Source organism: Oceanimonas baumannii, assembly GCF_002245495.1.
Lineage (GTDB): Bacteria > Pseudomonadota > Gammaproteobacteria > Enterobacterales > Aeromonadaceae > Oceanimonas > Oceanimonas baumannii.
Genome location: NZ_NQJF01000010.1, coordinates 1 through 26773, shown reverse-complemented (window position 1 = coordinate 26773; position 26773 = coordinate 1). Strand labels below are relative to the sequence as shown.

The window sequence follows — 26773 nt, the reverse complement described above, 5'->3', positions numbered from 1 at the left end:
CCGGCCTTGAATGCCCATCGGAGATGAACATGAATACAGATGTTGTAATGCAGCCCGGCCCGGCCTTGCGCCTGTGGCAATGGGTTAAATGGATACTGCTGGCACTGGTGCTGGCCTGGGCCTGGCAGGGCGCGGAAATGAACCCCGCCGTGCTGGTGCGGGATGCAGGCAATATGGCCGAACTGGCCTCCGGCTTTTTCCCGCCCGATTTCACTCACTGGCAACTGTATCTGAAAGAGACGGTGGTCACCCTGCAGGTGGCACTCTGGGGCACGCTGCTGGCCATTGTGTTGTCGGTGCCATTTGGTCTGTTATGTGCCGAAAACCTGTTTCCCCAGTGGGTATGTCAGCCAATGCGCCGGCTGATGGATGCGGCCCGCGCCATCAATGAAATGGTGTTTGCCATGTTGTTTGTGGTGGCGGTCGGTCTGGGACCCTTTGCCGGTGTGCTGGCGTTATTCGTGCATACCACCGGGGTGTTGTCGAAGCTGTTTTCCGAGGCGGTGGAAGCCATTGAACCCGGCCCCATTGAAGGCGTGCGGGCCACCGGTGCCGGCAAGCTGGAGGAAATCATTTATGGCGTGCTGCCTCAGGTGATGCCGCTGTGGATCTCCTACTCACTCTATCGTTTTGAGTCCAATGTCCGTTCCGCCACCGTTGTGGGCATGGTGGGTGCCGGTGGGGTAGGCGTATTACTGTGGGAAGCCATTCGCAGTTTTCAGTTTGAGCAGACGGCCGCCATTATGATAGTGGTCATTGTTACCGTCAGCCTGCTTGATTTTGCATCCCAGTTTATTCGCAAGAAATATATCTGATTAATTTGCCCCCACTTGTCTAGACAAGTGGCAAGGGAAAGTGAGGGCGTTATTTCCTCGACCAAAAGCGTTTAACCAGTCGGAGGGGTGTAATGAAGGTGTATCTGACGATCAGCCGGCAGCTGGAAATGGATATTCGGGATTATTTCAGCCCGGGAGATTACTTGCCGCCGGAAGCCCGGCTGGCCGAACGCTTCGGGGTAAACCGGCACACGGTCAGGCGAGCCATTGACGAGCTGGTGGCCAATGGACTGGTCCAGCGTCATCAGGGCAAGGGCAACATGGTGTTGCGTCAGCCCCAACAGTACCGCCTGCATGAAGGTGCGCATTTCACCGGCTGCCTGCTGGAACAGGGTTCACTGCCCAGCAGCCAGGTCATTTGTTCCCGGCTGGTTACGGCCAGTGACAAACTGGCAAGGGAACTAGGAATAGAGCCGGAGCAAAAGATTATTCAGCTGCAGACATTGCGGCACATGGAGGGAATTCCCCGCTGTGTGATTAATCATTACCTGAGTGACCCACAATGGTGGCCGGCAATAAAGCATTTTCAACAGGGCTCCCTGCATGGTTTTTTAAAACGGGCGCTGTCGGTGGAATTAAAAAGGGAATCCACCCGGCTGGGAGCGAGGGCGCCTTCCAATGAAGAATGCCGGTTATTGCAAATTAATAAGTCGGTTCCGGTGATGAGAATAAAAACCCGGAACCAGTTAAAGGGCTCGAATCGTATTGCGGAGTATTCCGTCAGTTCGGCCCGTGCCGATTTAATTGAATATGTCGTGGAGCATTAAATGAATACAGCACAACGCAAGCAGTGGATGTCGGTGCTGGCGCGCGCATCCTGGCGCGAGCTGGAGTCTCGCTGGCAGGGACTGGCCCTGGCACCCGACTATGAACTGATCCGGGCACCGGAAGTGGGCCTGGCCCAGGTACGAGCGCGTATGGGGGCCACCGGCAGCCAGTTCAACCTGGGTGACATTACCATCACCCGGGCCGTGATCCGGCTGGCCGGTGGCGAGCTTGGCTATAGCTATGTGGCTGGCCGCAACAAGGCTCACGCTGAGCTGGCCGCGGTGATCGACGGTCTGATGCTGAGCCCAGAGGTCGGTGAGCGGCTGACCCGGGAGCTGATTACGCCGCTGGCTGCGCACAAGGCCGAGCAGGAGGAGCTGCGCCGCCGGGAAGTGGCGGCCAGCAAAGTGGACTTTTTTACCATGGTGCGGGGAGAAGACTGATGACCGCTATTACCAAGGCGTTTGCCGATGCCGTTCACGACAGCCAGACCTGTTTCCGCCGTCTGCTGACTGCCATGTCAGAGCCGGGCACCCGAGTCGAGCTGGATCGCGCCGGTGCCTTTGGCACCCTGGGTGCAGGTGCCGTGCAGGTGCTGCTGACCCTAGCTGATCACCAGACCCGGTTGTGGCTGTCTGCCAGCCTGCAGACGGACCAGGACACCCTCGACAACCTGCGTTTTCATGTGGCGGCCCCGCTGGTGAGTGAGCCGGCCCAGGCTGACTTCGCGGTGTTGGCCCGAGCTGATCTGGACAGTATCGGGGCTTTACTGCCATCACTGCCGGTCGGTACCGAGGAATATCCGGATCAGGGTGCGACCCTGGTGATCGAAACCGACTCCCTCGACCAGGGTGTGGTGGCGGTGCTGTCGGGCCCCGGTATTGCCAGCGAGCGTTCCGTGCAGCTGGGCAACCTGCCGTCGGCCCTGGTGTGTTGGCTCAGTGCGCGTGATCTGTCTTCGCCCCTGGGCGTGGATCTGGTGCTGGTCTGTGAGCGCGAGCTGATCGCGATTCCCCGTTCTACCCGAGTAGAGGTGTAACCCATGTATGTAGCAGTTAAGGGTGGTGAAAAAGCCATTGCCGCCGCACATCAGTTGCAGGCGCAGAAACGCCGCGGTGATACCACTCAGCCCGAACTCAGTGTGGTCCAGGTGGAGCAGCAACTGGCCGGAGCCGTGGATCGGGTGATGACCGAAGGCGGCATTTATGACAAGGAGCTGGCGGCACTGGCGGTAAAACAGGCCGGTGGCGATCTGGTAGAAGCTATTTTCCTGCTGCGCGCCTACCGCACCACGTTGCCGCGGCTGGCGGTCACCGAGCCGGTGGATACCGCCAGGATGCGCATTGAGCGCCGCATTTCGGCCACTTACAAGGATTTGCCCGGTGGTCAGGTGCTGGGCCCTACCTACGACTATACCCATCGCTTGCTGGACTTTGCCCTGCTGGCCGAAGGCGAACATGCCGGCCCGACTCCGGTGGTAACCGAATCTGAGTCCTGTCCCCAGGTGTCGGTCATGCTGGAGCGGCTGGAGCTGCTGGTGGAGGAGCGTGATGGTGGCGGCGGCGAGCCTGCCGATGTCACCATGTCTCCGGTGACCTTCCCTTGTGAGCGTTCGGCCCGGCTGCAGCAGCTGGTGCGCGGCGATGAGGGCTTTTTGCTGGCATTGGGCTATTCCACCCAGCGCGGTTACGGCCGCAATCACCCTTTTGCCGGTGAAATCCGTTCCGGCGAGGTCACCCTGGAGCTGGTGCCCGAGGAGCTGGGCTTTGCCATCGAGATCGGCGACATCGAGCTGACCGAGTGTCAGATGATCAACGGCTTTGTCGGTGACAAGCAGCAAAAGCCGGCCTTTACCCGTGGCTATGGCCTCACCTTTGGTTTTGGCGAGCGCAAGGCTATGTCGATGGCGCTGGTGGATCGGGCGCTGCAGGCCCCGGAGTACGACGAGCAGGTGGCTGGTCCGGCCCAGGACGAGGAATTTGTACTGGCCCATGCCGACAACGTGGAAGCGGCGGGCTTTGTATCGCACCTCAAGCTGCCTCATTACGTCGATTTTCAGGCTGAACTGGAACTGCTGCGCCGCATGCGCAGGGAACATGAACAGGCCCATGACGAGCAGGAGAAGCAGGCATGAACACTCAGCACGACATTCAGCACCAGGGCTACAACTACGCCTACCTGGATGAACAGACCAAACGCATGATCCGGCGAGCGCTGCTCAAGGCGGTGGCCATTCCCGGTTACCAGGTACCCTTTGGCGGCCGTGAAATGCCCATGCCTTATGGCTGGGGCACCGGCGGGGTGCAGCTGACTGCGGCGCTGGTCGGCCAGGACGACATCCTCAAGGTGATCGACCAGGGTGCCGACGACACCACCAATGCGGTATCCATCCGCGCTTTCTTCCAGAAGGTAGCCGAAGTGGACACCACCGAAGTGACCACCGAGGCCAGCCTGATCCAGACCCGTCACCGCATTCCCGAAACGGCGCTGCAGCCGGGGCAGATTCTGGTGTATCAGGTGCCGATCCCGGAGCCGCTGCGTTTTATCGAGCCGCGGGAAACCGAGACCCGCAAGATGCACGCCCTGGAGGAGTACGGCATCATGCACGTCAAGCTGTACGAGGATATCGCCCGTTACGGCCAGATTGCCACCGCCTACGCCTATCCGGTGCGGGTTAATGAGCGTTACATCATGGATCCCTCGCCGATCCCCAAGTTCGATAACCCCAAAATGGACATGATGCCGGCCCTGCAGCTGTTTGGCGCTGGCCGGGAAAAACGTATCTACGCCATTCCCCCCTACACCCGGGTCACTAGTCTGGACTTTGAGGACCACCCGTTTGAAGTGCAGCAGTGGGACGAACCCTGTGATATCTGCGGCGCTACTGACAGCTTCCTTGATGAAGTGGTGACCGACGACCAGGGCAGCCGGGTCTTTATCTGTTCCGATACCGACTACTGCCGTCAGCAGCTGGAGCAGCAGGCATGAACCAACATATATCCATGACGGGAGAACCCCAGATGACACCGCGAGAGACCACCGTCCGGCTGCCGGAGCAGGCGCTGCTGTCGGTCCGCAACCTGACCAAACTGTATGCCCCGGGCAAGGGCTTTGCCGAGGTGTCCTTTGATCTCTATCCCGGAGAGGTGCTGGGCATTGTCGGAGAATCCGGTTCGGGCAAGAGCACCTTGTTGAGTGCCATTTCCGGCCGGCTGGCGCCGGACGACGGTGAAGTGCTGTACCTGCGCGGCAGTGCCGGCAGCCAGCTGGAGCAGGTTGTGAGCCTGTACCAGATGGCTGAAAGTCAGCGTCGGCAGTTGCTGCGCACCGACTGGGGCGTGGTGCATCAGCATCCCCTCGACGGCCTGCGGCCGCGGGTGTCGGCCGGCGGTAACATCGGCGAACGGCTGATGGCAGTGGGCCAGCGCCATTATGGCAACATTCGCGAACAGGCGCTGCAATGGCTGCAGGATGTGGAAATTCCCGCCGATCGTATCGACGACATGCCGATAACCTTTTCCGGCGGCATGCAGCAGCGGCTGCAGATTGCTCGCAATCTGGTGACTCACCCCAGGCTGATCTTTATGGACGAGCCCACCGGTGGCCTGGATGTGTCGGTGCAGGCCCGTTTGCTGGATCTGCTGCGCCGTCTGGTGTCTGAGCTGGGCCTGGCGGTGATTATCGTGACCCACGATCTGGCGGTGGCCCGGCTGTTGTCGCACCGGTTGATGGTGATGAAGCAGAGCCGGGTGGTGGAAACCGGGCTGACCGATCAGGTGCTGGACGATCCCCAGCACCCCTATACCCAGTTACTCGTGTCTTCCGTATTGCAAAGCTAGGAGCCGTCATGACCTTTGCACTGAAAGTTTCCGATGTTCACAAGACCTTTGTGCTGCACAACCAGAATGGCATTCGCCTGCCGGTGCTGTCCGGTGCTTCCTTGAATGTGGCAGCGGGAGAATGCGTGGTGCTGCATGGCCGCTCCGGCAGTGGCAAATCCACATTACTGCGTACCCTGTATGGCAATTACCTCACCGATTCGGGGCAGATCGAGGTAAGGCATCAGGAACAATGGCTGGACATGACTCAGGCCAGCCCCCGCGACCTGGTGAACGTGCGACGTCAGACCATTGGTTGGGTCAGCCAGTTTTTGCGGGTGATCCCCCGCATCAGCGCTCTGGAGGTAGTGATGCAACCGATGATCGAGCAGGGCGGTGACCGGGCCGAAGCCAAGCAGAGGGCCGAGCACCTGCTGACCCGGCTCAATGTGCCGGAACATCTGTGGCAGCTGGCACCGGCGACTTTTTCCGGCGGCGAGCAGCAGCGGGTGAATATCGCCCGGGGGTTTATCGCAGACTACCCGGTGTTGCTGCTGGATGAGCCGACTGCTTCTCTCGATGCCGCCAACCGGGCGGTGGTAGTGGAGTTAATCCACGAAGCCAAGGCCCGGGGCGCCGCCATTGTCGGTATTTTTCACGACGAGGATGTACGCGAGCAGGTGGCAGACCGTCTTTATGATATTCAGTCCCGTGTCGACGGCCGGCCGGTAATGCATTAAGGGAGCGAAAGCATGATTATTACCAATGTGAATCTGGTGCTGGAAAACGAGGTGGTCAACGGCTCGCTGGAGGTTCATGGCGGCGTTATTCGTGCCATGGCTGACAGCCCCAGCCAGCAGCCCGGTGCCATTGACGGCGAGGGCGGGTGGTTGTTACCTGGTCTGGTGGAACTGCATACCGACAACCTGGACAAGCACTTTACGCCCCGGCCTAAGGTGAACTGGCCGGCGTTGCCGGCCATGCGTGCGCACGATGCCCAGGTTGTGGCGGCCGGCATCACCACGGTACTGGATGCGGTGGCGATTGGCGATGAACGTGACGGCGGAACTCGCCGGGACAACCTGGATCGCATGATCCATACCGTGGTGGACAGCGAGCGCCGTGGCCTGAACCGGGCTCAGCACCTGCTTCACCTGCGCTGCGAGTTGCCCCACGAGACCACGGTGCCGCTGTTTGAACACTATTCCGGGCTGCCGGAAGTGCAACTGGTGTCACTGATGGATCACTCCCCTGGCCAGCGCCAGTTCGTGAACCCGGTAAAATACCGGGAATACTATCAGGGTAAATACCGGCTCGATGATCGGCAGATGAATGAGTTCGAACAGCACCAGCTGGCGTTGTCGGCGCGCTGGTCTGCCCCCAACCGCAATGAAATTGCCCGTCAGTGCCGGGAACGGGGCGTGTCCCTGGCCAGTCACGATGATGCTACCCAGGCCCATGTACAGGAGTCGCATGAGCTGGGCATGGTGCTTGCCGAGTTTCCGACCACGATAGAGGCGGCCCGGGCGTCTCATCAGCACGGCCTGATGGTGATGATGGGTGCGCCCAATGTGGTGCGTGGCGGCTCTCATTCCGGCAATGTGGCTGCTCATGAGCTGGCTACGCTCGGGGTGCTGGATGTACTGTCATCTGACTATTATCCGGGGAGCCTGCTTGAAGCGTTATTCCGCCTGGCCTTTGATGAGCGCAATGCACTGGCGCTGGCCGAGACGGTACGGCTGGCTACCCGCAACCCGGCGCACAGCCTGGGACTGACCGACAGAGGCGTACTGGCAGAAGGCAAGCGTGCCGATCTGGTGCTGGCCAGGCAGTATGATGATCAGGTGTTTCCGGCCCGGGTTTGGTGCCGGGGTGAACTGGCATATTGATGAAGGAGGGAGCAGCATGAACCAGCTGCCTGGCAGACTGTTTTACGTGATGGGGCCATCCGGTGCCGGCAAGGACAGTTTTATGCAGTTGGTGCGGGCTAGGCTGCCGGGCGAACTGCTGGTGGCCCATCGCTACATCACCCGGGCTGCCTTTGCCGGTGGTGAAAATCATGTCGAACTGTCCCTGACTGAGTTTCAGCGGCGCTGCGAGCTCGGCCTGTTCGCCCTGCACTGGCAGGCCAACGGCCATTGCTATGGGTTGGGCTGTGAGCTCGACAGCTGGCTGGCATCGGGGCTGGATGTGATGGTCAATGGCTCCCGGGCGAGCCTGACCCGGGCTCAGGATCGCTTCGGCGAATGCCTGGTACCGGTGCTGGTGATGGTGGACGCCGAAACCCTGGCCAGCCGGCTGCGCGCCAGGGGGCGGGAAAGCGAAGATGAAGTCCAGCAGCGGCTGGTGCGGGCTTTGGCTCATGGGCAGGGGTTGCCGGACTCGGTCTGGCGACTGGATAACTCCGGCTCTCTGCAGCAGACCCTGCAGCAGTTCGAACGGTACCGGCGGGGAGAGCATTTATGCGTCTGACCCTGCTGGGCACCGGCGCGGCCGGTGGCATTCCTCTTTACGGCTGTGATTGTACCGACTGCCGGCAGGCCCGGGCCGAGCCACCATTTGGCCGGGCACCCTGCTCGGCGCTACTGGAATGGGGAGAGCACCGGTTGCTGCTGGATGCCGGCCTGATGGATCTGCACCGGCGTTTTGCTCCCGGCACGCTGAGCGGTATTTTGCTGACCCACTTTCATGTGGATCATGTGCAGGGACTGTTTCACCTGCGCTGGGGGCCGGCGGCACCGATACCGGTGTGGTGTCCGAATGATCCCAACGGCTGTGCCGATCTGCTGAAGCACCCCGGTTGCCTCGCATTTCGGCCGGAAATGGCCCATGGCCGTGGCTTTCAGCTTGATGGCCTGCAGATAACGCCGCTGGACCTGGTTCATTCCCGGCCGACCCTGGGTTATCTGTTTGAGTACGATGGTCGCCGGCTGGCCTATCTCACCGATACCATTGGGCTGCCCCCGCACAGCCTGGCGTTGTTGCAGGCTCTGCCGCCACTGGATGTGCTGGTGCTGGACTGCAGTTTCGGGCCCGGTGTCGAGGGGCGCAATCATAACGGGCTGGATCAGGTGATGGCGCTGTGTGCGCAACTGAAACCGGCCAGAACGGTGCTGACTCATATTGGCCATGATTTTCACCGCTGGTTGCGGGTATGTTCGTTGCCGCCGGGGGTGGAGGCGGGTCGTGACAATATGGTGATAATCCCCGGCGAACCGGATCATTAACGTCCAGTGGTTAACATCGGGTGATAAAAAAGGCCACCTTGCGGTGGCCTTGCTGATCAGACGGGTTGCAGACGGGTGGCCGAGATCCCGCTCTCCGGCAATTCGGCTTCATTCTCCTGCAGCCGGAACCGGGCTATTTGTTGTATCAGCTGACTGGAAGACAGGTGTACCCGCTGGCTGCTGCCGGAAATCAGATCCGCCACCTGCAGTGCTTCCTGCGCTCCTTCGTTGATGTTGATCAGGTTGCGGTTGATCTCTTCTGCCACCGCCGACTGCTCTTCGGAAGCAGTGGCGATCTGGGCGTTCATGTCATTGATGCTCTGCACCTCGTTGAGGATCTGCTCCAGATCCCGTCCGGCTGCGCGCACCACATCCATGCTGATAGCGGCCTGCTCCTGGCTGTTGGTCATGTGATCGGCCACGGTGCCAGCGTGATTTTGCAGTTGCTGGATCATGCGCTGGATTTCACCGGTCGATTCCTGAGTCCGCATCGCCAGGGAACGTACTTCGTCGGCGACCACTGCAAAGCCCCGGCCCGACTCGCCGGCCCGGGCCGCCTCAATGGCGGCGTTGAGCGCCAGCAGGTTGGTCTGCTCGGAGATATTGCGAATGACCTCCACGACAGAGTCAATTTGCCGGGTCTGGCTTTCCAGCTCCTGCATGGCCTGACCCGCTTCACCCACCGAGTCGGCCAGCTGTTGCATGCTGTCGATACTGCGTACCACGTCGTCACGGCCCATGCTGGCTTCCTGGTTGGCTTTTTCCGCCGCCGCCGAGGCATCACTGGCATGGCGAGCCACTTCATGCACGGTGGCGTTCATCTCGTTCATGGCGGTGGCAACCTGGTCTACCTCATTGAACTGGCTTTGCATGCTGGCACGGGTTTGTTTGCTTTTGACGCTCAGGCCTTCGGCCTCTCCATCAAGCAGGGTGGCTGCGGTACGTACCTGAGCCAGCAGAGCGCACAGTTGCTCTCCCATGTCATCGACGCCCCGGGACAGCTGTCCGATTTCATCGGTACGGGTAGCGCCGGTGCGGGCGCGGAGATCTCCTTTGCCAAAGCGGGCGATGACTTCCTGCACTCGGGTGACTGAAAAGGTGAGGGAGCGGGTGATGACGGTGATCAATGCCAGTGCAACCAGAATAATCAGCGCCATCAGCCCCAGCGATTTACCCGCCTGCTCCCAGAACAGGGCATTTACATCGCTCAGGTAAACGCCGCTGCCAATCACCCAGCCCCAGGGGGCAAAGCCCTGCACGTAGGATACTTTTTGCTGGGGACGATCAAACTGAGGGCCGATATAGGTGTAGTCGACAAAACCGGCCCTGCTGCTGCTCACTTTGCTGACCATGGCTTGCCAGTGATACTGGCCATCAGCGTCGGTGATTTGCTTCATGTCCCGGCCTTCTTCATCGGGCTTCAGGGGGTGCATGACCAGTCGGTGCTGCATGTCGTTGATCCACATATAGCCACCTTCGCCGTAGCGCAGGGCACGTATGGCCGTTAGCGCCAGTTCCCGGCTGCGGGTGTCACCCAGCTGCTGGCGTTGTTCGTAATAGTAATTAACCAGGGAAACCGCGCTTTCTACCTGTTCCTTCACTTTTTCCTTGCGGGCCTTGAGCAGTTCGTTGTGCAGGCCGACCATGGCTGAGCCCTGCACCAGTAACAAACCGATAAACAGGGTAGCGACCATCACCATCAGCTTGTTACGCAAGCTGAGGTTGTTGAAAAATTGCATATCCATCCTCGAGCGGGTTGAGGGTGGCTTGTAAGCCTCTGGCTATCCGGCAACGATCATTCCAGACTACAGGCTAAAGCGTCCCGTGCTTGTTAATATTTGAGTTAATGATGGTCAGAACGACCATTAAAGCAGCATAGCAGTCATAACCCTACAAAAGGTAGCTTAATGAGTCTTTTGGTCGTTGATTTGGGTCAAACCTTTGATAAACAGGGGCTGGTGCCGGCGGTGATACGGGCGGTAAGATGCGGGCTCGTGCAATAAGGAGTGACCATGCCGGAAGTAAACACTGGCCGCAAGAGCATGATATTGCTGGCCAACCTTAACTGTGATCATGTGCTGCAGCTGGACATGCCATTGACTGCCGGAGGCCGGCTACATTACCGGGATGACGGGCGGCGGCTTGGCGGCGGGGCAGCCAATACGGGGGTTGGTTTGTGCTGGGCCGGCCACAAAGTGATGCCGGTCTCCCGGGTGGGCCGGGACGAGGCCGGAGACTGGCTGCTACAGCAGGCGATGGAGCTTGGCCTCAATCTCGATTACGTGGAGCGGTTTGAGGGCATTACCGGCGAGCTGCTGGTGCTGGTCGACAGCCTGGGCGAGCGGACAATTCTGCGTGAGGCCCGGGTACCGGTATTGCCAGCCAGGTTGCCCGGGGAGCCGGTTGACTGCCTTTACGTGAACACCGAAGGGGCGGAAGTGGCAGAGTATATGACGGCCATGAATGCTCATAGCCTGGTTGTAAGCCAGTGTCCACGTCAGCCCTGGCCTCGTCCGTGCCGGATTATGATCGCTTCTGCTGCCGATCTGGGGAACGTCACCGATCCCTGGATGCATGCCCGCAGCCTGGCCGGAGACAGCCTGGAATGGCTGGTGCTGACCCACGGAGAGCAGGGTGCCGAAGCCATTTCTGCCGGGCTGCGTCTTTATGTACCTGCCCCTACAGTAGATGTGGTCGATGCCACGGGGGCTGGTGATGCCTTTGCCGGCGGTCTTATTCATGCATTGGTTAACGGGGCTTCAATGAGTGAATGTCTGGCCGAAGCCGGTCACTGGGCGGCATGCACTTTGTCATCATCGTCTTCCATTCCCTCCGAACGGTTGCGCCATTATCTTGCCGGTGAGCTGAATTCTGCTCCTGCCACTGATAAGCTTATGAAAAATAAAGCTAACGGAGTTCGGCCGGAGTGAATGACAGCTTTTTTATCAGCGTGCTGGCGGGGTGCTGGCGCTGGTCGGTATTTTTGATGTTTCCGTTGCTGGTGTTTGGCTATGTGGAACTGACGGGGATGCCCCTGAGCGAGTTTGACAATGGCGTCAACCATCATAAGTGGATGCTGGTCTCTCTGTATTTTTTGTATGTGTTGTTATGGTGGCGGCTTAATCGTCGTGTTGTCTCTCTGATTATGCGGCGGAAATGGCGATGACAGAATGGCTGCCATCATACTGGCCAATGGGGTTGGCGGTACTGTCGGTACTGGCTGGCTGGGGGCTGACCCGACTGACCATGGGGGCTCGCCTGCAACTGGCGGCTCAGCAGGGCAAGCACGGTCAAGAGGCGCTGGCAGAGCGCACCGCCGAGTTGCAGGAAACCCGTCAGCGTCTGGAGCAGCAGCAGCAGCTGGTGCTGAAAATGAACGGCCGTCTTAAGGAATATGAGACCCTGCTGCGCCAGGAACGACAGTGGGCGGCAGAAAAGCAGGCCGAGTTTGAGGCCAGTGAAGCCCGGCTGCAGCAGCAGTTCGAAAACCTGGCTCAGCGTATTTTTGAACAGAAAACTCATAACCTGCGTGAACTGAACCAGAACAGCCTGGATGCGCTGCTCGGGCCGTTGCGTGAGCAGCTGGAAGGATTCCGTCGCAATATGCAGGAAACCTATGCCGACGAGAGCCGTCAGCGCCACAGTCTGAAATTTGAAATTGAACGCCTGGCCGAGCTGCACCGGCAGATGAGCGCCGACACTAATGCCCTGACCCGGGCCTTGAAAGGGGACAGCAAGCAGCAGGGCAACTGGGGCGAGGTGGTGTTGTCACGAGTGCTTTCCGAGTCTGGCTTGCGTGAAGGGCATGAATACAGCACCCAGCAAAGCCTGAGCAATGCTGACGGCAAGCGCTACCAGCCCGATGTGATCGTGCACTTGCCCCAGGACAAGGACATCATTATTGACGCGAAGGTATCGCTTACCGCCTATGAGCGTTATTTCAACGGGGAAACCGAGCCTGATCGTGAACAGGCTCTGCGTGAGCATGTGGCATCGGTGCGGGGCCATATCCGCGAGCTGGGCCGAAAGGATTATCACCAGTTGCAGGGAGTCAAAACCCTGGATTATGTGCTGATGTTTGTGGCGGTGGAACCGGCCTTTCTGGTTGCGGTCGAGCACGAACCCGGGCTGGTGAAATATGCCCTTGACCATAATATTCTGCTGGTCAGCCCGACCAACCTGCTGGTCGCATTGCGTACCATAGAGAACCTGTGGCGGGTTGAGCGGCAAAACCAGAATGCACGGCGTATCGCCGAGTCTGCGGGTAAAATCTATGAAAAATTACGGCTGTTTACCGAAGATATGGAAGCGGTAGGGGCGTCACTGCGGCGTGCCGATGACAGCTATCAGCGGGCGATGAAACGGCTCAGTCAGGGGCGGGGCAACCTGGTGCGTCAGGCTGAAGCCTTTCGTGAGCTGGGAGTCGAGGTGGTTAAACCCTTGCCTGAGCACCTGCGGGAGGTGGCGAGCTCAGCGGCACCGGATGTGCCGGTACGCCTTAGTGGCGCCAGAACCCCGGAATAAGCAGTACGGCGACGGTCAGAATTTCCAGCCGGCCCATCAGCATGCCCAGTGCCAGCAGCCACTTGGCAGCACCGGGCAGAGTAGCAAAATTGCCGGTGGGGCCGATCAGTTCTCCGATGCCCGGCCCGACGTTGGCCACCGCGGTCACTGCCGCGGTAATGGCTACCTGAGGTGGTAATGACATCAGGCTCAGCCCCAGTGCCAGCAGCACCATAGTGGCGATGTAACCGAAAATAAAGGTGATCAGAGAACGCACGATATCGTCACTGACGATACGGCCATTGTAGCGTTGCGGTAACACAGCTCTGGGGTGCATCAGCTGATAAAGCTGACGGCGGAACAGTGCCATGCCCACCTGCAGCCGGAATATCTTGAAACCGCCGGCAGTAGAGCCGGAGCAGGCACCGCACAGCATCAGCAGGGCGAACAGCACCAGCGGAAACGGTCCCCAGGTACCGAAGTCTTCCAGGCCATAGCCAGTGGTGGTGATCACCGATACCAGGTTGAACAGGCTGATGCGAATGGCGTCCGGCCAGGGGTAGCGATCCGTGCCCCACAGATACAGACTGAGAATGAACCCGGTGGCCAGTACCAGCCAGAAAAAACCACGAACCTGGGCGTCCCGGAACAGGCCCAGCTCTCGGTGTCGCAGGCTGGAAACCATCAGCAGAAAGGGTAGGCCGCCGATGAACATGAACAGGGTGCCTACCCAGTGAGCTGCCGGGGTAAAATGGTTCATGGAACTGTCGGAAGTCGAGTAGCCGCCGGTGCTTAATGTGGTCATGGCATGATTGACGGCCTCAAAGGCATTCATGTCCGACAGGGCATAATAACCCAGACTGCACAGGACGGTGAGTGCGAGGTAGAGCAGCACAATGCGTTTGGCCATGGTGGCTGCTCTGGGGGCGCTTTTATCTGACCAGTCCGAAGACTCGGTCTGAAATAGTTTCATGCCCCCCACATTGAGATAGGGCAGTACCGCCACCGCTGCCACGATAAAGCCCACACCGCCCAGCCATTGCAGGATGGAGCGCCACAGCAGTATGTCCGGCGGCATGTCGTCCAGCCCCGAAAGCACGGTGGAGCCGGTGGTGGTGACTCCCGACATGGTTTCGAAAAAGGCATCGGTAAAGCTGATATGGCTGATAAACACAAAGGGCAGGGCACCAAACACACAGACCGTGAGCCATACCAGGGTGGTGAGCAGGAACATCTCCTTGACCCTGAGCCGTATTTGCTCGCGCCGGCCCCAGGCCAGCAGCCCCAGTGCCGCTGCGTGAGTGAGCAGAGTGGCTTGCAGAAACTCTTCAAAACCTGGGCTGCGGCCGGTGAGTGCAAGCAGGGTGGGCAGCCACATAAACAGCGCCAGCTTTGACAACGCCATTCCGAGAATGAAGGCGATGGGGCGCAGGTTGAACATGGCAGCCTCGTTTACAAAAAGAAGGGGCTGGGCTGGAACAGCCGCTCCACCTCGGGAATAAACTTTTTGTCGACCAGAAACAGCACCACGTGGTCGTTTTGTTCAATCACGGTTTTATCATGACCAATCAGCACTTCATCACCCCGCACAATGGCCCCGATGGTGGTGCCTGGTGGCAGCTTCAGCTCTCCTACCATACGGCCTACTACCCGAGAGGTGGTACTGTCGCCGTGGGCGATGGCTTCAATGGCTTCTGCTGCGCCCCGGCGTAAGGAATATACATTGACGATATCGGCCCGACGCACATGCGTCAGCAGCGCTGAGATGGTGGCCTGCTGGGGCGAGATGGCCACATCTATGGTGCCGCCCTGCACCAGATCGACGTAGGCTCCGCGCTGGATCAGTACCATCACCTTGTGTGCCCCCATCTTCTTGGCGAGCATGGCCGACATGATATTGGCTTCGTCCTGGTTGGTGACGGCAATAAATACGTCAACCTGGTCGATATGCTCTTCAATCAGCAGTTCCTGATCAGATGCATCACCACAAAACACCATGGTGTGCTCCAGCATTTCTGAGAGCTGCTCAGCCCGTTTGGGACTGTGTTCAATCAGTTTAACCGAATAATTTCGTTCCAGCCGTCTGGCCAGGCCGGCACCGATGTTGCCTCCGCCCACAATCATGATGCGTTTGTAGTCGTTTTCCAGCCGTTGCAGCTCCGACATGACGGCACGAATATGACCGCTGGCAGCCACAAAAAAGACCTCATCGTCGGCTTCAATGATGGTGGTGCCTTGAGGACGAATGGGTCTGTCCTGACGAAAAATGGCCGCTACCCGGGTATCGATGCTGGGCATATGATCCCGCAGAGTAGAGAGGGCATTGCCGACCAGGGGGCCGCCGTAATAGGCCTTGATTGCTACCAGGCCGACCTTGCCTTCGGCAAAGTCGACGACCTGCAGGGCTCCCGGATACTGGATCAGCCGGTAAATATACTCGGTGACCAGCTGCTCGGGGGCGATCAGGTTGTCGACCGGAATAGCCTCATTCATAAACAGCCGCTCGCGCTCTGCCAGAAATTCCGGCGAGCGGATGCGGGCTACCTTGTTAGGGGTGTTGAACAAGGAATAGGCGACCTGACAGGCGATCATGTTGGTTTCGTCACTGTTGGTTACTGCGACCAGCATGTCCGCATCCTGGGCTCCGGCTTCACGAAGTACTGCCGGATAGGCACCGTGGCCGTTGACCACCCGCAAGTCGTATTTGTCCTGCAGTTCGCGCAGGCGTTCGGTGTTGGTGTCAACAATGGTGATATCGTTGTTCTCACCCACCAGGTTTTCCGCCAGGGTGCCGCCTACCTGGCCGGCCCCCAGAATGATGATTTTCATGCCTGTTTCGCTATCCTGGCGTAATAGAAACCGTCCCGCTCATCGTCCCCGGGCAGCAATTGCCAGCCCGGCTGTGCCACCGTATCGCCGGCATGCAGGGGCTGGTGCACCGCGTCCGGGGTGCGGGCCAGAAAGGCCTTGATCTGCTCCCGGTTTTCGTCGGGCAAAATGGAGCAGGTGGCGTACAGCAGCATACCTCCGGGCTTAAGCTGTTGCCACAGGGTATCGAGAATTTGCGACTGCAGTGCAGCCAGCTGAGCAATGTCTTCGGGCCGGCGCAGCCACTTGATATCGGGATGACGACGGATGACACCAGTGGCAGAGCAGGGAGCATCCAGCAGAATGCGATCGAATGGTGGGCCCTGCCACCAGTCTTCGGGGCGGGATGCATCGCCTTGCAGCACGGTGGCGGTCAGGCCGATGCGCTCCAGGTTTTGATCTACCCGCTGCAACCGGTCGGCATCCATGTCGATGGCGACCAGCTGGCTCAGCGCCGGCTGGCGCTCCAGAATATGGGCGGTCTTGCCTCCGGGGGCGGCGCAGGCGTCGAGCACCAGCTCGCCCGGCTGTGCGTCCAGCAACTGTGCTGCCATTTGCGCGGCGGCGTCCTGCACCGAGCAGTGGCCTTGAGCAAACCCGGGCAGGGTGGACACGTCTGCCGGGCGCGCCAGTCGCAGGGCCTGGGCGGCCAATGGATCCGGGCTGGCCTCAATGCCATTGTCGGCCAGCAGGGACATATATTGGTCCCGGCTGTGGTGGCCTTCATTTACCCGAATCCACATGGGGGGGTGACGGTTGTTGGCAGCCATGATGGCTTGCCACTGTTCCGGGTAGGCCTGTTGCAGCCGCTTCATCAGCCAGTTGGGGTGGGCCTGCTGCAACTGAGGCAGAGCGTCGACTTTTGCTTCCAGTTCCTGCTGCTGGCGCAGCACATTGCGCAGCACACCATTCACCAGGCCTTTAAAGGGATCGGCCTTGATCCGCTTGCAGGCGGCAACGGTTTCTGCCAGCGCAGCATGGGCCGGAATGCGGGTATACAGCAGCTGGTACAGTCCCACCAGCAGCAGGGCGTGCACCGGCTGGTATTTTCCCTTGAGCGGTTTTTCCAGCAGCTGTTTGGCGATGGCATCGAGACGGCTGTACCAGCGCAGGGTGCCAAAACACAGCTCCTGCAGCAGGGCACGATCCTTGGGGGCCACCTCCTGCTGATAGCGGGGCAAAAGGGCTGACAGGGACTGACCCTGATTGATCACCCTGTGAACAATGTTGGCCGCGGCGGCGCGAGTTTTCATGGCGTTCTCTTAATGTGGGCGGTGATCAGGGCAATTGAGTACCGGGGACAAACCAGTCTTTGCGGGCGTTAAGCAGATCCTGACAGCTCATGGCTTTTTTGCCCGGAGGCTGCAGGCTGATCAAACGCAACACGCCCTCGCCAGTGGCGACATCAATACCGGTTTTGCCAGCGGCGAGAATGGTGCCCGGAGCCGCTGAGGTGGCTTCAGTCAGCACCTCGGCTTGCCACAGCTTGATATTGTGCTCTGCGACCATAAAGTAGCTTACCGGCCAGGGATTGAAGGCGCGCACGCAGCGTTCCAGTTGTCCGGCAGGCAGGGTCCAGTCGATGCGAGCCTCTTCCTTGCTCAGTTTCTCGGCGTAGTTGGCCTCGGCATCGTTTTGCGGCTCGGCCACAGCGGTGCCGTTGGCCAGCTGTTCAAGGGTGTGCAGTAGCGCCTGGGGACCGAGTCCGGCCAGCTTTTCATAGAGGCTGGCGGAGGTGTCGCTGGGTTCGACAGACAGGCTCGCCTTATACAGCATGGCACCGGTGTCCAGCCCCTTGTCCATCTGCATGATGGTAACGCCGGTGTCGGTATCGCCGGCCCAGATAGCGCGCTGAATGGGGGCCGCACCGCGCCAGCGGGGCAGCAGGGAGCCATGTACATTAATGCAGCCCAGTCGCGGCGTATCAAGTACCACCTGCGGCAGGATAAGGCCATAGGCCACCACCACCATGAGATCGGCATCCAGGGCGGCCAGTTCGGCCTGAGCTTCTTCGTGACGCAGGCTCTGGGGCTGGTATACCGGCAGGCCGGCCTGCTCGGCGGTTATTTTCACCGGGCTGGGCGTCAGCTTCTTGCCCCGGCCGGCGGGGCGGTCGGGCTGGGTGTAAACGGCAATAACATTGTGGCCGGCGTCCAGCAGTGCCTGCAGGTGGCGGGCTGCGAAATCGGGAGTGCCGGCAAAAACGAGGTTGAGTTTGCTCAAAAGACGTCCTTAGCGGTAAATCAACGTTGTTCCTGGCGGACCATTTTTTCCATTTTCTGACGAATACGCTGGCGCTTGAGCGGCGACAGGTAGTCGACAAACAGTTTGCCCATCAGGTGATCCATCTCGTGCTGAATGCAGATGGCCAGCAGATCGTCTGCTTCCAGCTCAAAGTGCTCGCCGTTGCGATCCTGAGCACGGATTTTGACTTTTTCAGCTCGAGGAACCAGGGCGCGGGCACCGGGCACTGACAGGCAACCTTCCTCAATGCCGGTGCTGCCATGCGATTCCAGAATTTCCGGGTTGATCAGGACCAGCGGGTTTTCGCGGTCTTCGGATACATCAATCACAATAAGCCGCTGATGAATGTCGACCTGAGTGGCTGCAAGGCCGATACCTTCTTCGGCGTACATGGTCTCAAACATATCATCTACAATGGTCTGTAACTCCGGGGTAAAGGTGTCTACCGGTTTGGCAACGGTGCGCAGTCGCTCGTCGGGAAAGCGTAATACTTCTAATACTCTGGCCATAACTACATAATTTTCCTGTATTCGGTTCTGTCAGTATTTTAGCCATTTGCAACAAGAAAATCAGCAACAGTCGGTCGTGCGCGGCAGGTGATACTGGTAACCGGAACAGTTCGTCCATAAGGCGTCTGACATGATGAAACCGGGAAAGTGGCTGTTAACCGGCATATGGCTGACAGCGTGTGGCGCAGTGCAGGCGGGTGTTGCACCGGGGCCTGATGCGGAGGTGTCGCCTCCGGAGCAGAGTATGCCGGGCAGTGTTCCCATTGCATTATCTGCAGTGACTCAGGCCCTTAAACACTTTCAGTTGCTGACGGTCGCAGAGACCGGTGCCGCTCCCAGGCTACTGCGCAGCCGTCATGAACGGGTTTTGCTGCATAACGGGGAGCAGGCCTATGTGCGTGGGCGGCTGCATCTCGGGCAACAGTACGGGGTATACCGGGACATGGGAGAGTTGGTTGATGAACGCACTCAAACTCACTACGGGCACAGGATTATGCTGACCGGTATGGTTACCGCCAGGGCACAACTGCAACCCGAGTTGACAGGCGTTGCTATTAATAGTCTTAGCCGGGACATACGGGCCGGAGACCTGTTGCTGCCTTGGTCTGCCAGGGGAGAGCCGTCCGCTGTTTATGACGCCGTGCCCGGACCGGCGTTGGCCGCTGGCCGGGTGCTGGCCATCGGCCACGAAGGGTCGGTTGCGATCCCCTATGATGTGGTATGGCTTAACAAGGGCCGGCGAGACGGAGTGCGTGAAGGGCATCTGTATGACGTATTCCGGCCGGCTGATGTACTGCCCTCTCTGGCGGTGGCCCGTGTGATGCTCATTCAGACTCGTGAGCATGCCAGTGCCGCTCTGGTGATTGACAGCCGGGAGACGGTGCGGGCGGGTGATGAGTTGGGTGAACCGGCATATGACGAACTCAGCTTCTGAATCGCATTCGTTGCTGCCCTGGCTTGCCCTGCAACAGGCTGCGGGTTTGGGACCGGTGCGCGGCTGGAAACTGTGGCAGCGCCTTGGCTCAGGCTGCAGCGATGCCGGATGTCTGAGTGAAGCTGATATCAATGAAGCCCTGCGTACTCAGTTGCTGGCTTCGCAGCAGGAATTGCTGGAGAAAGTGTTACAGTGGCTTCATTCCGGACCTGACCGGCATATTCTGACGCGTGCGGATCCCCAGTATCCCGAGCAGCTGAACCGGCTATCTGCTGCGCCTTTGTTCTTGTTTGTGGAAGGCAATGTGAACGTGCTGCATCTGCCACAGCTGGCGGTAGTAGGCAGTCGCCACCCTTCTTACGTCGGTAAGGAAAATACCCGTATGCTGCTGCCGCCGCTGATCGCCGCGGGCCTGGCGATCACCTCCGGGCTGGCGATGGGCATTGACGGGCTTGCCCATCAGGCCGCCCTGGATGCCGGCGGCGTGACCCTGGCGGTATTCGGTTCCGGACTGGCACAATGCCATCCCAAGCGCCATGTCCGTCTGGCCCGCCAGATAGTGGAAAGTGGCGGGGTGCTGATTTCGGAGTGTTATCCCTGGGACATGCCCCAGGCGTTTCAGTTTCCCCGTCGTAACCGGATTATCAGTGGCCTCAGTCTGGGGGTACTGGTGATGGAGGCGGCAGAACGCAGTGGCTCTCTGATTACTGCCCGCTTTGCTCTGGAGCAGAATAGGGAGGTGTTTGCCGTACCTGGTGCGCGCCAGAACCCACAGGCGGCAGGCTGTAACCAGCTGATCCAGCAGGGAGCCAAACTGGTATGCAGTCCTGACGATGTGCTCGAGGAACTGGCGGGTTTCTCTGCGGCGGCGGTCAAAATTCACGATACTGCCACGGAGCAATCATTGCCTTATCCGGACTTGTTGGATACCGTAGGTTTAGAGGCAACGGCACCGGATGTGATTGCGGAACGTTGCCGGCAGCCGGTGCATGAGGTGCTAACCCGGTTGGTCGAGCTGGAACTGGCTGGCTGGGTGGAATCCGTGCCCGGAGGTTATGTCAGAGCGAGGAGGAGCTGATCATGTTCGAAGTACTGATGTACTTGTTCGAGACCTACATCCATGCAGATGTAGACACCATGGTGGATCAGGATGAACTCGCCGAAGAACTGACTGACGCGGGCTTCAGCAAGGAAGAGATCCTTAAGGCGCTGGCCTGGCTGGAACGTCTGGCCGAGCTGCAGGAGGCGGATGAGCCTCCTTCCTGGGCGCGTTCTGCTCCCGATTCGTTTCGTATTTACACCCCGGAAGAGCTCTACAAGCTCGATACCGATGGTCGCGGTTTTCTGCTGTTCCTTGAACAGATCAAGGTGTTGAATGCTGAAACCCGGGAGATCGTTATCGATCGGGTGATGGAGCTGGATTCACCGGTGATTGAACTGGACGATCTCAAGTGGGTGGTTCTGATGGTGTTGTTCAATGTGCCCGGCAGTGAGTCGGCTTATCATGAGCTGGAAGACCTGCTGTTTGAACAACCCGACGGAGTGGTTCACTGAACCCGGCCGCGCTGGTAGACTTCACGTCAGTGAATTCGGAGGCGCGGCATGTCGAAAATCGATCCCAGTCTGTTCAGTGGTCTGCCGTCGGCTCAGCCCGGCGAGGCCTGTCCGCGTTGTGGCGCAGCGCTGCAGTTGCGCCATGGCAAGCATGGTGCCTTTCTTGGCTGCTCGGCCTATCCTGATTGTGATTATCTGCGGCCGCTCAAGGTCATTGAGCATGACGATGACGTAGAGAAACCCCTTGAAGGCAGCGTTTGCCCTTTATGTGGGCATACCTTGGCTATTCGCAAGGGGCGTTACGGACTCTTTATCGGCTGTTCTCATTATCCTGCCTGTCATTATGTGGCCGATATCAACGACCAGGGCAACGGCGATCCGGCCTGTCCGGTATGCAGTAAAGGGCACCTGGTGGCCCGTACCTCCCGTTATGGTAAGCGTTTTTACGCCTGCGATGCCTATCCCGGTTGCCGCTATATTATCAATGATAAGCCGGTGGCCAAAACCTGCCCTGACTGTGGCTTTGGCATTTTAACCGAGCGTAAAGGCCGGTTATGTTGCCCTCAAAAAGGCTGTGGTTATCAGCAATAAGCGGTTTTTATTCAAGAAGGAAATTCAGTTTCAATGACTCAGCAAGTGCTCTTTACCGCCGTTGAACATCTGGAGAACGGTGGTGTGATTGGTTATGCCACGGAAGCAGTATTTGGCATTGGATGCGATCCTGATAACGGTGAAGCGGTGCAACGTGTACTGACCATCAAGGAGCGCCCGATCGACAAAGGGCTGGTGCTGATCGCTGCCGACGTTAGTCAGCTGTTGCCTTATCTGGACCTGACCCGGTTGCCGGAAGGCCGCCTGGAAGTGATTCTGGCCAGCTGGCCCGGGCCTTACACCTGGATTATTCCGGCCCGACCTGAGGTGCCAGAGTGGCTGAAAGGGCGTTTCGATTCATTGGCAGTGCGAGTCACTGATCATGCTCAGGCTCATGATCTCTGTCTGGCTTATGGCAAGCCGCTGGTATCGACCAGTGCCAATAAAAGTGGTCAGGAGCCGGCTCGAAGCTGTGCTGAGTTGACTGACAGCCTGGGTAATGAACTGGATTATATTTTACCCGGAGACACCGGCGGTCGAGCCAACCCTTCGCTGATTCGCGATGGCATCACCGGTGCTGTATTGCGTCCGGCCTGACTGTATATCAATAAGGAATCATGATGAGTACCAAACCGGATACTGCCGCCGTAAAAGCGTTTTTACTCGAACTTCAGGACCATATCTGCCGTCAGCTGGAGCAGGCCGATGGCTCCGGCCGTTTTGTGGAAGACAGCTGGACCCGGGAAGAGGGCGGTGGTGGCCGCAGCCGGGTGTTGCGGGACGGTGCAGTGATTGAGCAGGGCGGCGTCAACTTCTCTCATGTACATGGTGCCGCCATGCCTGCGTCGGCTACGGCTCACCGGCCCGAGCTGGCCGGTCGCTCCTTTGAAGCCATGGGTGTGTCGCTGGTGATCCATCCACGTAACCCCCATGTGCCCACCAGTCACGCCAACGTACGTTTTTTTATTGCCGAGAAGGAAGGTGCCGATCCGGTTTGGTGGTTTGGTGGTGGTTTTGACCTGACCCCTTTCTATCCAATAGAGGAAGACTGCCGGCACTGGCATCAAGTGTCCAAAGATTTGTGTGAGCCCTTTGGCGAGGATGTTTATCCCAAATACAAGGAATGGTGCGACCGGTACTTTTACCTCAAGCACAGAGACGAAACCCGTGGTGTGGGTGGCCTCTTTTTCGATGATCTCAATGACTGGACCTTTGAGCAGTGTTTTGCCTTTATGCAAGCAGTGGGACAGGGCTACCTGGACGCCTACCTGCCGATCATCAAGCGGCGCAAAGACACGCCTTACGGTGATACCGAACGCCAGTTCCAGCTCTACCGGCGCGGGCGCTATGTCGAGTTCAACCTGGTGTATGACAGGGGCACCTTGTTTGGCTTGCAGACTGGTGGCCGTACCGAGTCCATCCTGATGTCGATGCCGCCGCTGGTACGCTGGGAATATAATTGGCAACCAGGGGAGGGTACTGCCGAAGCCAGGCTGCAGGAGTACCTGGTTCCCCGGGACTGGGTTTAAGCGTCAGCCTCCGCACCGAACAGCTCGATCACCTTGTCGATCAATGCCTGGCGCTCGCCGCCAGGCAAAAAGGCGGCATACACTTCCCGGCTGATGGTGGGAGTGTCATCCACCAGAAACAGGCGTTCCTGATCCTGGTATTGCCGGATCATGGAGCCAGGCAGAAATGCGCTGCCACCATGATGCAACAGGTATTCCAGGGCTATCCGTACCGAGCCGGTATGCAGCAGGGGAGGCGTAGTGGCGTTGAACAGCTTGGCGTGCTGGGTATTAAAAGCGGTGCCCCAGTCGATACGAATATAGTCCTGGGCCATGGCCCGGGCGGCATCAAGACCCGGATAGGTGGATACCAGCTGTAACTCCATGGTGTGAGTGGCAATGTGGCGCACACCTTCAATGCGGGCCGGATCGGTGAGAAAGGCCAGATCCAGGGTGCGGCTCAGCAGTGCCCGGGTCATTTGTTCTGGGGTGCGAATGTCAGCTCTGAGTGACAAGGCCGGCAGCTCGCAGTAAAGCCGGTGCAGACCGTCCTGTAGGTAAGCATCCCACAGGTTAGCGGTGCCGGCTACGGCCAGTTGTTGGGTTTGTCGTTCGCTAAGCGCCACTTCGTGTTGAGCCCGGGCCCAGGCCAGCAGCATAGACTCGGCATGGGGGATCAGTGCTTCGCCCGATGAGGTCAGCTGAATATTATTGCGCAGCCGGGTGAACAGGGTTACACCCAGCTGGCTCTCAAGCTGACGAATGCGAAAGCTGACCGCTGACGGGGTAAGGTAAAGATGCTCTGCTGCCTTGCCGAAGTGGCGGGTGCGTGACACTTCCAGAAAGGTCTTTAAAAGTTCGGTATCCAAGGCCAACCACAGTTATTTTGTTCGTTAGCGCAAAATCTATTCGTTTTGGCAGCTAATGCAACCAAAAAAACATCATTTGTGGCAAGATAATCCCAACTTTCCACATCACTGTGGCCGGCATACTCCGGTTTCATCCTGTTTGCAGTCGAGAATCATCATGGACAGATATGTCGTTATTGGCAATCCTATTGCCCACAGCCAGTCACCCTTTATTCATCAGGCCTTTGCCGAGCAGACCGGGCAGGTTCTCAGCTATGAACGGCTGTTGTTGCCACTGGATAACTTTGCCGGCGGTCTGGCGGACTTTGTGCAACAGGGCGGATTTGGCTGCAATGTGACTGTGCCTTTTAAAACCGATGCGCTGGCGGTGGCCGATGTGCTGAGTGAACGGGCCATGCTGGCGGAAGCGGTTAACACCCTCAAGGTGCAGGAAGATGGCCGTTTGTTTGCCGACAATACCGACGGTGCCGGACTGGTGATGGATCTCAAGCGACTGGGTGTGCCCTTGGCGGGGCAGCGCATTTTGTTACTGGGTGCCGGTGGCGCAGCCCGGGGTGTGATGGGCCCGCTGCTGGCTGAGCAGCCAGCAGCACTGATTGTCACCAACCGTACCCACGCCCGTGCCGAAGAGCTGGCAAAACGCTTTGCCGGGCTGGGGCCGGTATCCCATCAACCACTTGAGGGGCTGCATGGGGCATTTGATCTTATCATCAACAGTACTTCTGCCAGCTTGCAGGGAGAGCGGCTGAGTCTGCCAGCCAGCCTTTGTCATTCGAACACACGCGTCTACGATATGATGTATGGCAAGGAAGACACTCCTTTTATGTGCTGGGCGGCCGAGCAAGGAGTTACCCACCGTTATGACGGTCTGGGTATGCTGGTAGGGCAGGCGGCAGAGAGCTTTTATCTCTGGCGTGGTGTACGTCCCGAGATGGAGCCGGTAATGCAGGCGCTCAGAGCCAGGCTGGAGCAGGAAAGATGAATCAGGACATTATCGTTGGCGACGAAGTTTACTGGCAGCCCGAAGAGCAGCGGCTGGTGTTCAGTACTCACTGGCAGGGGCGGCAGGTGCCCTGCTTTATTACTCAGCACCGGCTGGAGCACCTGGCCGGCCAGCAGTTGCCCGATGAAGCCAGTGCCATACTGGCCTTTGAGCAGGTGCGCTTCGATATTGAAGAGCTGGTCTGCGAGCGCATAGAAGCAGAAGCCTTTGCGCCGGATGGCAGCATCAGCCTGTAAGGGTTGTATCTTAGTTGCAAATAGTATCGTTTGCGGAACTGTGCACCTCGTCAGTTAAAGGGGACTGCTTATACTACATGCCGTAAACCCATCTATGAGGGCTCCTTTGCGCCATCCCTGGCGCAAAGGTCACGGCGAAGCAGACACCCTTTGCTCTCCTTAGCAAGTTTGATACTGACTGGCAGCGCACTGATAATGTCGAAGCTTCCTGAAGCGACAGGTTTGAAGTGTGTCGGCGGAGTACAACTGCGCAGATACTCCGCATGACGTTTCAGTTCTGCTGCAGATATTCATTTTTCAGGCGTACATAGTTGTCGGCCGACTCGGGCAGAAAGGCTTTTTCTTCCTCGGTCAGCGGGCGGGCCTGGCGTACCGGTGAACCGAAATACAAAAAGCCTGATTCCAGCCGTTTACCCGGCGGCACCAGGGTGCCGGCACCAATTATCACATCATCTTCCACCAGGGCTCCGTCCAGAATAATGGCACCCATACCTACCAGTACCCGATTGCCAATGGTGCAGGCATGCAGCATTACCTTGTGCCCGATGGTGACGTCATTGCCGATCAGCAGCGATAAACCATCGGGAAGTGATGCACTCTTGCGGGTGACGTGCAGTACGCTGCCATCCTGAATATTAGTGCGTTCACCAATACGGATATGGTTTACGTCTCCCCGGGCTACGACCAGTGGCCAGATACTACTGTCGTCCCCCAGCTGCACATCACCATAGATTACGGCAGATTCCTCCACGAACGCGCGTTCGCCAAGAGTGGGAACAATATCCTTATAGGCCTTTAATGGTTTCATGACTTTGTCTCTGTATTGGGGGTGGCAAGCGCAATATAGTACCGGAACGCAGAAAAAAGTGCATTTTCTGTGTATAACTCTGTGGTTAACGTGTGGTTTTGCTGGGTTGTTGAGCGGTTGGTGATAAAGGGCGTGTTTTTATCAAAAAAGCCCTTGCGCAAAATCCGCGGCTCCCTATAATGCGCACCCACTGACACGGGGCAACACGCCAACGGTCACAAACGTTGAAAGCGAACAAAACAAAGTTCAAATCAACGCTTGACGAACACCAAGAGTTGCGTAGAATACGCAGCCCTGACCAGCGAAAGCGGTCACGCTCTTTAACAATTTATCAAGCAAACTGTGTGGGCACTCGCAGTCGATTGAGAAACAAAAAATATTGTTTTTCAATGATTTGTGAAGTGCACTAGAAATAGCAGCAATTCAGATATTCATTGAGCATCAAATCTTTAATTGAAGAGTTTGATCATGGCTCAGATTGAACGCTGGCGGCAGGC

At 58.4% G+C, this 26773-nt stretch carries 30 protein-coding genes; 22 read left to right on the top strand and 8 right to left on the bottom strand.

The window, feature by feature from the left end; genetic code table 11:
* The first annotated feature begins 29 nt into the window (after window positions 1–29).
* From phnE to phnP, 11 genes are all read left to right on the top strand, one after another.
* Complete coding sequence (phnE, locus tag B6S09_RS12485) at window positions 30–815, top strand: phosphonate ABC transporter, permease protein PhnE (RefSeq protein ID WP_094278830.1); 786 nt, start codon at window positions 30–32, stop codon at window positions 813–815.
* 92 nt (window positions 816–907) lie between these two features.
* On the top strand, window positions 908–1603 hold the full coding sequence (gene phnF, locus B6S09_RS12480; protein ID WP_094278829.1) for a phosphonate metabolism transcriptional regulator PhnF: 696 nt from the start codon (window positions 908–910) through the stop codon (window positions 1601–1603).
* Complete coding sequence (phnG, locus tag B6S09_RS12475) at window positions 1604–2047, top strand: phosphonate C-P lyase system protein PhnG (RefSeq protein ID WP_094278828.1); 444 nt, start codon at window positions 1604–1606, stop codon at window positions 2045–2047.
* Entirely contained in the window at window positions 2047–2643 is a 597-nt protein-coding gene (gene phnH / locus B6S09_RS12470; protein WP_094278827.1) for a phosphonate C-P lyase system protein PhnH, read from the top strand. Before phnG ends, phnH begins: the two co-directional genes overlap by 1 nt.
* A gap of 3 nt (window positions 2644–2646) precedes the next feature.
* Window positions 2647–3738, top strand: coding sequence for a carbon-phosphorus lyase complex subunit (locus B6S09_RS12465; RefSeq protein WP_094278826.1), 1092 nt, complete (start codon window positions 2647–2649; stop codon window positions 3736–3738).
* Complete coding sequence (locus B6S09_RS12460) at window positions 3735–4592, top strand: alpha-D-ribose 1-methylphosphonate 5-phosphate C-P-lyase PhnJ (RefSeq protein ID WP_094278825.1); 858 nt, start codon at window positions 3735–3737, stop codon at window positions 4590–4592. The genes B6S09_RS12465 and B6S09_RS12460 overlap by 4 nt, the downstream gene beginning before the upstream one ends.
* Window positions 4589–5443, top strand: coding sequence for a phosphonate C-P lyase system protein PhnK (gene phnK / locus B6S09_RS12455; RefSeq protein ID WP_341802688.1), 855 nt, complete (start codon window positions 4589–4591; stop codon window positions 5441–5443). Before B6S09_RS12460 ends, phnK begins: the two co-directional genes overlap by 4 nt.
* 8 nt (window positions 5444–5451) lie before the next feature.
* Window positions 5452–6162 carry a phosphonate C-P lyase system protein PhnL gene (gene phnL, locus B6S09_RS12450; RefSeq protein WP_094278824.1) on the top strand — a complete coding sequence of 237 codons (711 nt, stop codon included), beginning with the start codon at window positions 5452–5454 and terminating at the stop codon, window positions 6160–6162.
* A gap of 12 nt (window positions 6163–6174) precedes the next feature.
* Entirely contained in the window at window positions 6175–7311 is a 1137-nt protein-coding gene (gene phnM / locus B6S09_RS12445; protein WP_094278823.1) for an alpha-D-ribose 1-methylphosphonate 5-triphosphate diphosphatase, read from the top strand.
* Between the two features lie 16 nt (window positions 7312–7327).
* Window positions 7328–7894, top strand: a complete 567-nt coding sequence (gene phnN / locus B6S09_RS12440; RefSeq protein ID WP_094278822.1) for a ribose 1,5-bisphosphokinase — start codon at window positions 7328–7330, stop codon at window positions 7892–7894.
* Entirely contained in the window at window positions 7885–8649 is a 765-nt protein-coding gene (gene phnP, locus B6S09_RS12435; RefSeq protein WP_094278821.1) for a phosphonate metabolism protein PhnP, read from the top strand. Before phnN ends, phnP begins: the two co-directional genes overlap by 10 nt.
* A gap of 56 nt (window positions 8650–8705) precedes the next feature.
* Here phnP and B6S09_RS12430 read toward each other — a convergent pair whose 3' ends face one another.
* Window positions 8706–10388, bottom strand: a complete 1683-nt coding sequence (locus B6S09_RS12430) for a methyl-accepting chemotaxis protein (protein WP_094278972.1) — start codon at window positions 10386–10388, stop codon at window positions 8706–8708.
* 273 nt (window positions 10389–10661) lie between these two features.
* Between B6S09_RS12430 and B6S09_RS12425 the strand changes: the two genes are divergently transcribed.
* From B6S09_RS12425 to rmuC, 3 genes are read left to right on the top strand one after another with little or no spacing between them, the layout of a single operon-like run.
* A complete protein-coding gene (locus B6S09_RS12425) occupies window positions 10662–11579 on the top strand; it encodes a PfkB family carbohydrate kinase (RefSeq protein WP_094278820.1) in 918 nt (305 codons plus the stop codon).
* On the top strand, window positions 11576–11815 hold the full coding sequence (locus B6S09_RS12420; protein ID WP_094278819.1) for a hypothetical protein: 240 nt from the start codon (window positions 11576–11578) through the stop codon (window positions 11813–11815). Before B6S09_RS12425 ends, B6S09_RS12420 begins: the two co-directional genes overlap by 4 nt.
* Complete coding sequence (rmuC, locus tag B6S09_RS12415) at window positions 11812–13173, top strand: DNA recombination protein RmuC (RefSeq protein ID WP_094278818.1); 1362 nt, start codon at window positions 11812–11814, stop codon at window positions 13171–13173. The genes B6S09_RS12420 and rmuC overlap by 4 nt, the downstream gene beginning before the upstream one ends.
* On the opposite strand, the gene B6S09_RS12410 is transcribed toward rmuC, so the two are convergent.
* The 5 genes from B6S09_RS12410 to def are packed head-to-tail and all read right to left on the bottom strand — an operon-like array spanning window position 13148 to window position 18773.
* Window positions 13148–14593 (bottom strand): TrkH family potassium uptake protein, encoded by a 1446-nt coding sequence (locus tag B6S09_RS12410; protein WP_094278817.1) that lies wholly within the window; start codon window positions 14591–14593, stop codon window positions 13148–13150. The two genes, rmuC and B6S09_RS12410, sit on opposite strands and share 26 nt — an antisense overlap.
* 11 nt (window positions 14594–14604) lie before the next feature.
* Window positions 14605–15981, bottom strand: coding sequence for a Trk system potassium transporter TrkA (gene trkA, locus B6S09_RS12405; RefSeq protein WP_094278816.1), 1377 nt, complete (start codon window positions 15979–15981; stop codon window positions 14605–14607).
* On the bottom strand, window positions 15978–17273 hold the full coding sequence (rsmB, locus tag B6S09_RS12400; RefSeq protein WP_094278815.1) for a 16S rRNA (cytosine(967)-C(5))-methyltransferase RsmB: 1296 nt from the start codon (window positions 17271–17273) through the stop codon (window positions 15978–15980). Before rsmB ends, trkA begins: the two co-directional genes overlap by 4 nt.
* Before the next feature lie 25 nt (window positions 17274–17298).
* The gene (gene fmt / locus B6S09_RS12395; RefSeq protein WP_094278814.1) at window positions 17299–18243 is read right to left on the bottom strand and encodes a methionyl-tRNA formyltransferase; all 945 of its coding nucleotides are present in this window, start codon (window positions 18241–18243) and stop codon (window positions 17299–17301) included.
* A 20-nt stretch (window positions 18244–18263) separates the two neighbouring features.
* Window positions 18264–18773, bottom strand: coding sequence for a peptide deformylase (gene def, locus B6S09_RS12390; protein WP_094278813.1), 510 nt, complete (start codon window positions 18771–18773; stop codon window positions 18264–18266).
* A 130-nt stretch (window positions 18774–18903) separates the two neighbouring features.
* Between def and B6S09_RS12385 the strand changes: the two genes are divergently transcribed.
* The 6 genes from B6S09_RS12385 to hemF are packed head-to-tail and all read left to right on the top strand — an operon-like array spanning window position 18904 to window position 23381.
* Window positions 18904–19707: a hypothetical protein gene (locus tag B6S09_RS12385; RefSeq protein WP_094278812.1), complete on the top strand. Its 804-nt coding sequence runs from the start codon at window positions 18904–18906 to the stop codon at window positions 19705–19707.
* Window positions 19688–20785: a DNA-processing protein DprA gene (dprA, locus tag B6S09_RS12380; protein WP_094278811.1), complete on the top strand. Its 1098-nt coding sequence runs from the start codon at window positions 19688–19690 to the stop codon at window positions 20783–20785. The genes B6S09_RS12385 and dprA overlap by 20 nt, the downstream gene beginning before the upstream one ends.
* Before the next feature lie 2 nt (window positions 20786–20787).
* Complete coding sequence (locus tag B6S09_RS12375; RefSeq protein ID WP_094278810.1) at window positions 20788–21261, top strand: DUF494 family protein; 474 nt, start codon at window positions 20788–20790, stop codon at window positions 21259–21261.
* Window positions 21262–21309: 48 nt separating this feature from the next.
* The gene (locus tag B6S09_RS12370) at window positions 21310–21852 is read left to right on the top strand and encodes a DNA topoisomerase family protein (RefSeq protein WP_094278809.1); all 543 of its coding nucleotides are present in this window, start codon (window positions 21310–21312) and stop codon (window positions 21850–21852) included.
* A gap of 33 nt (window positions 21853–21885) precedes the next feature.
* Complete coding sequence (gene tsaC / locus B6S09_RS12365; RefSeq protein WP_094278808.1) at window positions 21886–22449, top strand: L-threonylcarbamoyladenylate synthase type 1 TsaC; 564 nt, start codon at window positions 21886–21888, stop codon at window positions 22447–22449.
* A gap of 23 nt (window positions 22450–22472) precedes the next feature.
* Window positions 22473–23381: an oxygen-dependent coproporphyrinogen oxidase gene (gene hemF / locus B6S09_RS12360; RefSeq protein WP_094278807.1), complete on the top strand. Its 909-nt coding sequence runs from the start codon at window positions 22473–22475 to the stop codon at window positions 23379–23381.
* On the opposite strand, the gene hdfR is transcribed toward hemF, so the two are convergent.
* Window positions 23378–24229: an HTH-type transcriptional regulator HdfR gene (gene hdfR, locus B6S09_RS12355; RefSeq protein WP_208321747.1), complete on the bottom strand. Its 852-nt coding sequence runs from the start codon at window positions 24227–24229 to the stop codon at window positions 23378–23380. The genes hemF and hdfR overlap by 4 nt on opposite strands.
* Before the next feature lie 157 nt (window positions 24230–24386).
* Between hdfR and aroE the strand changes: the two genes are divergently transcribed.
* Window positions 24387–25211: a shikimate dehydrogenase gene (gene aroE / locus B6S09_RS12350; protein ID WP_094278805.1), complete on the top strand. Its 825-nt coding sequence runs from the start codon at window positions 24387–24389 to the stop codon at window positions 25209–25211.
* The gene (locus tag B6S09_RS12345) at window positions 25208–25468 is read left to right on the top strand and encodes a DUF1488 family protein (protein WP_094278804.1); all 261 of its coding nucleotides are present in this window, start codon (window positions 25208–25210) and stop codon (window positions 25466–25468) included. The genes aroE and B6S09_RS12345 overlap by 4 nt, the downstream gene beginning before the upstream one ends.
* A 271-nt stretch (window positions 25469–25739) precedes the next feature.
* Here B6S09_RS12345 and B6S09_RS12340 read toward each other — a convergent pair whose 3' ends face one another.
* Window positions 25740–26276 (bottom strand): gamma carbonic anhydrase family protein, encoded by a 537-nt coding sequence (locus tag B6S09_RS12340; RefSeq protein ID WP_094278803.1) that lies wholly within the window; start codon window positions 26274–26276, stop codon window positions 25740–25742.
* Window positions 26277–26773: the final 497 nt, after the last annotated feature.

What these genes read in the sequence shown, in the direction of transcription:
- dprA (WP_094278811.1), top strand. Translation starts at nt 19,688, where the DNA reads ATGACGAACTCAGCTTCTGAATCGCATTCGTTGCTGCCCTGGCTTGCC.
- rmuC (WP_094278818.1), top strand. Translation starts at nt 11,812, where the DNA reads ATGACAGAATGGCTGCCATCATACTGGCCAATGGGGTTGGCGGTACTG.
- B6S09_RS12375 (WP_094278810.1), top strand. Translation starts at nt 20,788, where the DNA reads ATGTTCGAAGTACTGATGTACTTGTTCGAGACCTACATCCATGCAGAT.
- def (WP_094278813.1), bottom strand. Translation starts at nt 18,773, where the DNA reads ATGGCCAGAGTATTAGAAGTATTACGCTTTCCCGACGAGCGACTGCGC.
- B6S09_RS12425 (WP_094278820.1), top strand. Translation starts at nt 10,662, where the DNA reads ATGCCGGAAGTAAACACTGGCCGCAAGAGCATGATATTGCTGGCCAAC.
- rsmB (WP_094278815.1), bottom strand. Translation starts at nt 17,273, where the DNA reads ATGAAAACTCGCGCCGCCGCGGCCAACATTGTTCACAGGGTGATCAAT.
- phnM (WP_094278823.1), top strand. Translation starts at nt 6,175, where the DNA reads ATGATTATTACCAATGTGAATCTGGTGCTGGAAAACGAGGTGGTCAAC.
- B6S09_RS12465 (WP_094278826.1), top strand. Translation starts at nt 2,647, where the DNA reads ATGTATGTAGCAGTTAAGGGTGGTGAAAAAGCCATTGCCGCCGCACAT.
- phnH (WP_094278827.1), top strand. Translation starts at nt 2,047, where the DNA reads ATGACCGCTATTACCAAGGCGTTTGCCGATGCCGTTCACGACAGCCAG.
- B6S09_RS12430 (WP_094278972.1), bottom strand. Translation starts at nt 10,388, where the DNA reads ATGCAATTTTTCAACAACCTCAGCTTGCGTAACAAGCTGATGGTGATG.
- phnL (WP_094278824.1), top strand. Translation starts at nt 5,452, where the DNA reads ATGACCTTTGCACTGAAAGTTTCCGATGTTCACAAGACCTTTGTGCTG.
- phnP (WP_094278821.1), top strand. Translation starts at nt 7,885, where the DNA reads ATGCGTCTGACCCTGCTGGGCACCGGCGCGGCCGGTGGCATTCCTCTT.
- phnK (WP_341802688.1), top strand. Translation starts at nt 4,589, where the DNA reads ATGAACCAACATATATCCATGACGGGAGAACCCCAGATGACACCGCGA.
- phnF (WP_094278829.1), top strand. Translation starts at nt 908, where the DNA reads ATGAAGGTGTATCTGACGATCAGCCGGCAGCTGGAAATGGATATTCGG.
- aroE (WP_094278805.1), top strand. Translation starts at nt 24,387, where the DNA reads ATGGACAGATATGTCGTTATTGGCAATCCTATTGCCCACAGCCAGTCA.
- B6S09_RS12340 (WP_094278803.1), bottom strand. Translation starts at nt 26,276, where the DNA reads ATGAAACCATTAAAGGCCTATAAGGATATTGTTCCCACTCTTGGCGAA.
- phnN (WP_094278822.1), top strand. Translation starts at nt 7,328, where the DNA reads ATGAACCAGCTGCCTGGCAGACTGTTTTACGTGATGGGGCCATCCGGT.
- B6S09_RS12460 (WP_094278825.1), top strand. Translation starts at nt 3,735, where the DNA reads ATGAACACTCAGCACGACATTCAGCACCAGGGCTACAACTACGCCTAC.
- phnE (WP_094278830.1), top strand. Translation starts at nt 30, where the DNA reads ATGAATACAGATGTTGTAATGCAGCCCGGCCCGGCCTTGCGCCTGTGG.
- hemF (WP_094278807.1), top strand. Translation starts at nt 22,473, where the DNA reads ATGAGTACCAAACCGGATACTGCCGCCGTAAAAGCGTTTTTACTCGAA.
- B6S09_RS12345 (WP_094278804.1), top strand. Translation starts at nt 25,208, where the DNA reads ATGAATCAGGACATTATCGTTGGCGACGAAGTTTACTGGCAGCCCGAA.
- B6S09_RS12370 (WP_094278809.1), top strand. Translation starts at nt 21,310, where the DNA reads ATGTCGAAAATCGATCCCAGTCTGTTCAGTGGTCTGCCGTCGGCTCAG.
- phnG (WP_094278828.1), top strand. Translation starts at nt 1,604, where the DNA reads ATGAATACAGCACAACGCAAGCAGTGGATGTCGGTGCTGGCGCGCGCA.
- B6S09_RS12385 (WP_094278812.1), top strand. Translation starts at nt 18,904, where the DNA reads ATGATGAAACCGGGAAAGTGGCTGTTAACCGGCATATGGCTGACAGCG.
- B6S09_RS12410 (WP_094278817.1), bottom strand. Translation starts at nt 14,593, where the DNA reads ATGTTCAACCTGCGCCCCATCGCCTTCATTCTCGGAATGGCGTTGTCA.
- tsaC (WP_094278808.1), top strand. Translation starts at nt 21,886, where the DNA reads ATGACTCAGCAAGTGCTCTTTACCGCCGTTGAACATCTGGAGAACGGT.
- trkA (WP_094278816.1), bottom strand. Translation starts at nt 15,981, where the DNA reads ATGAAAATCATCATTCTGGGGGCCGGCCAGGTAGGCGGCACCCTGGCG.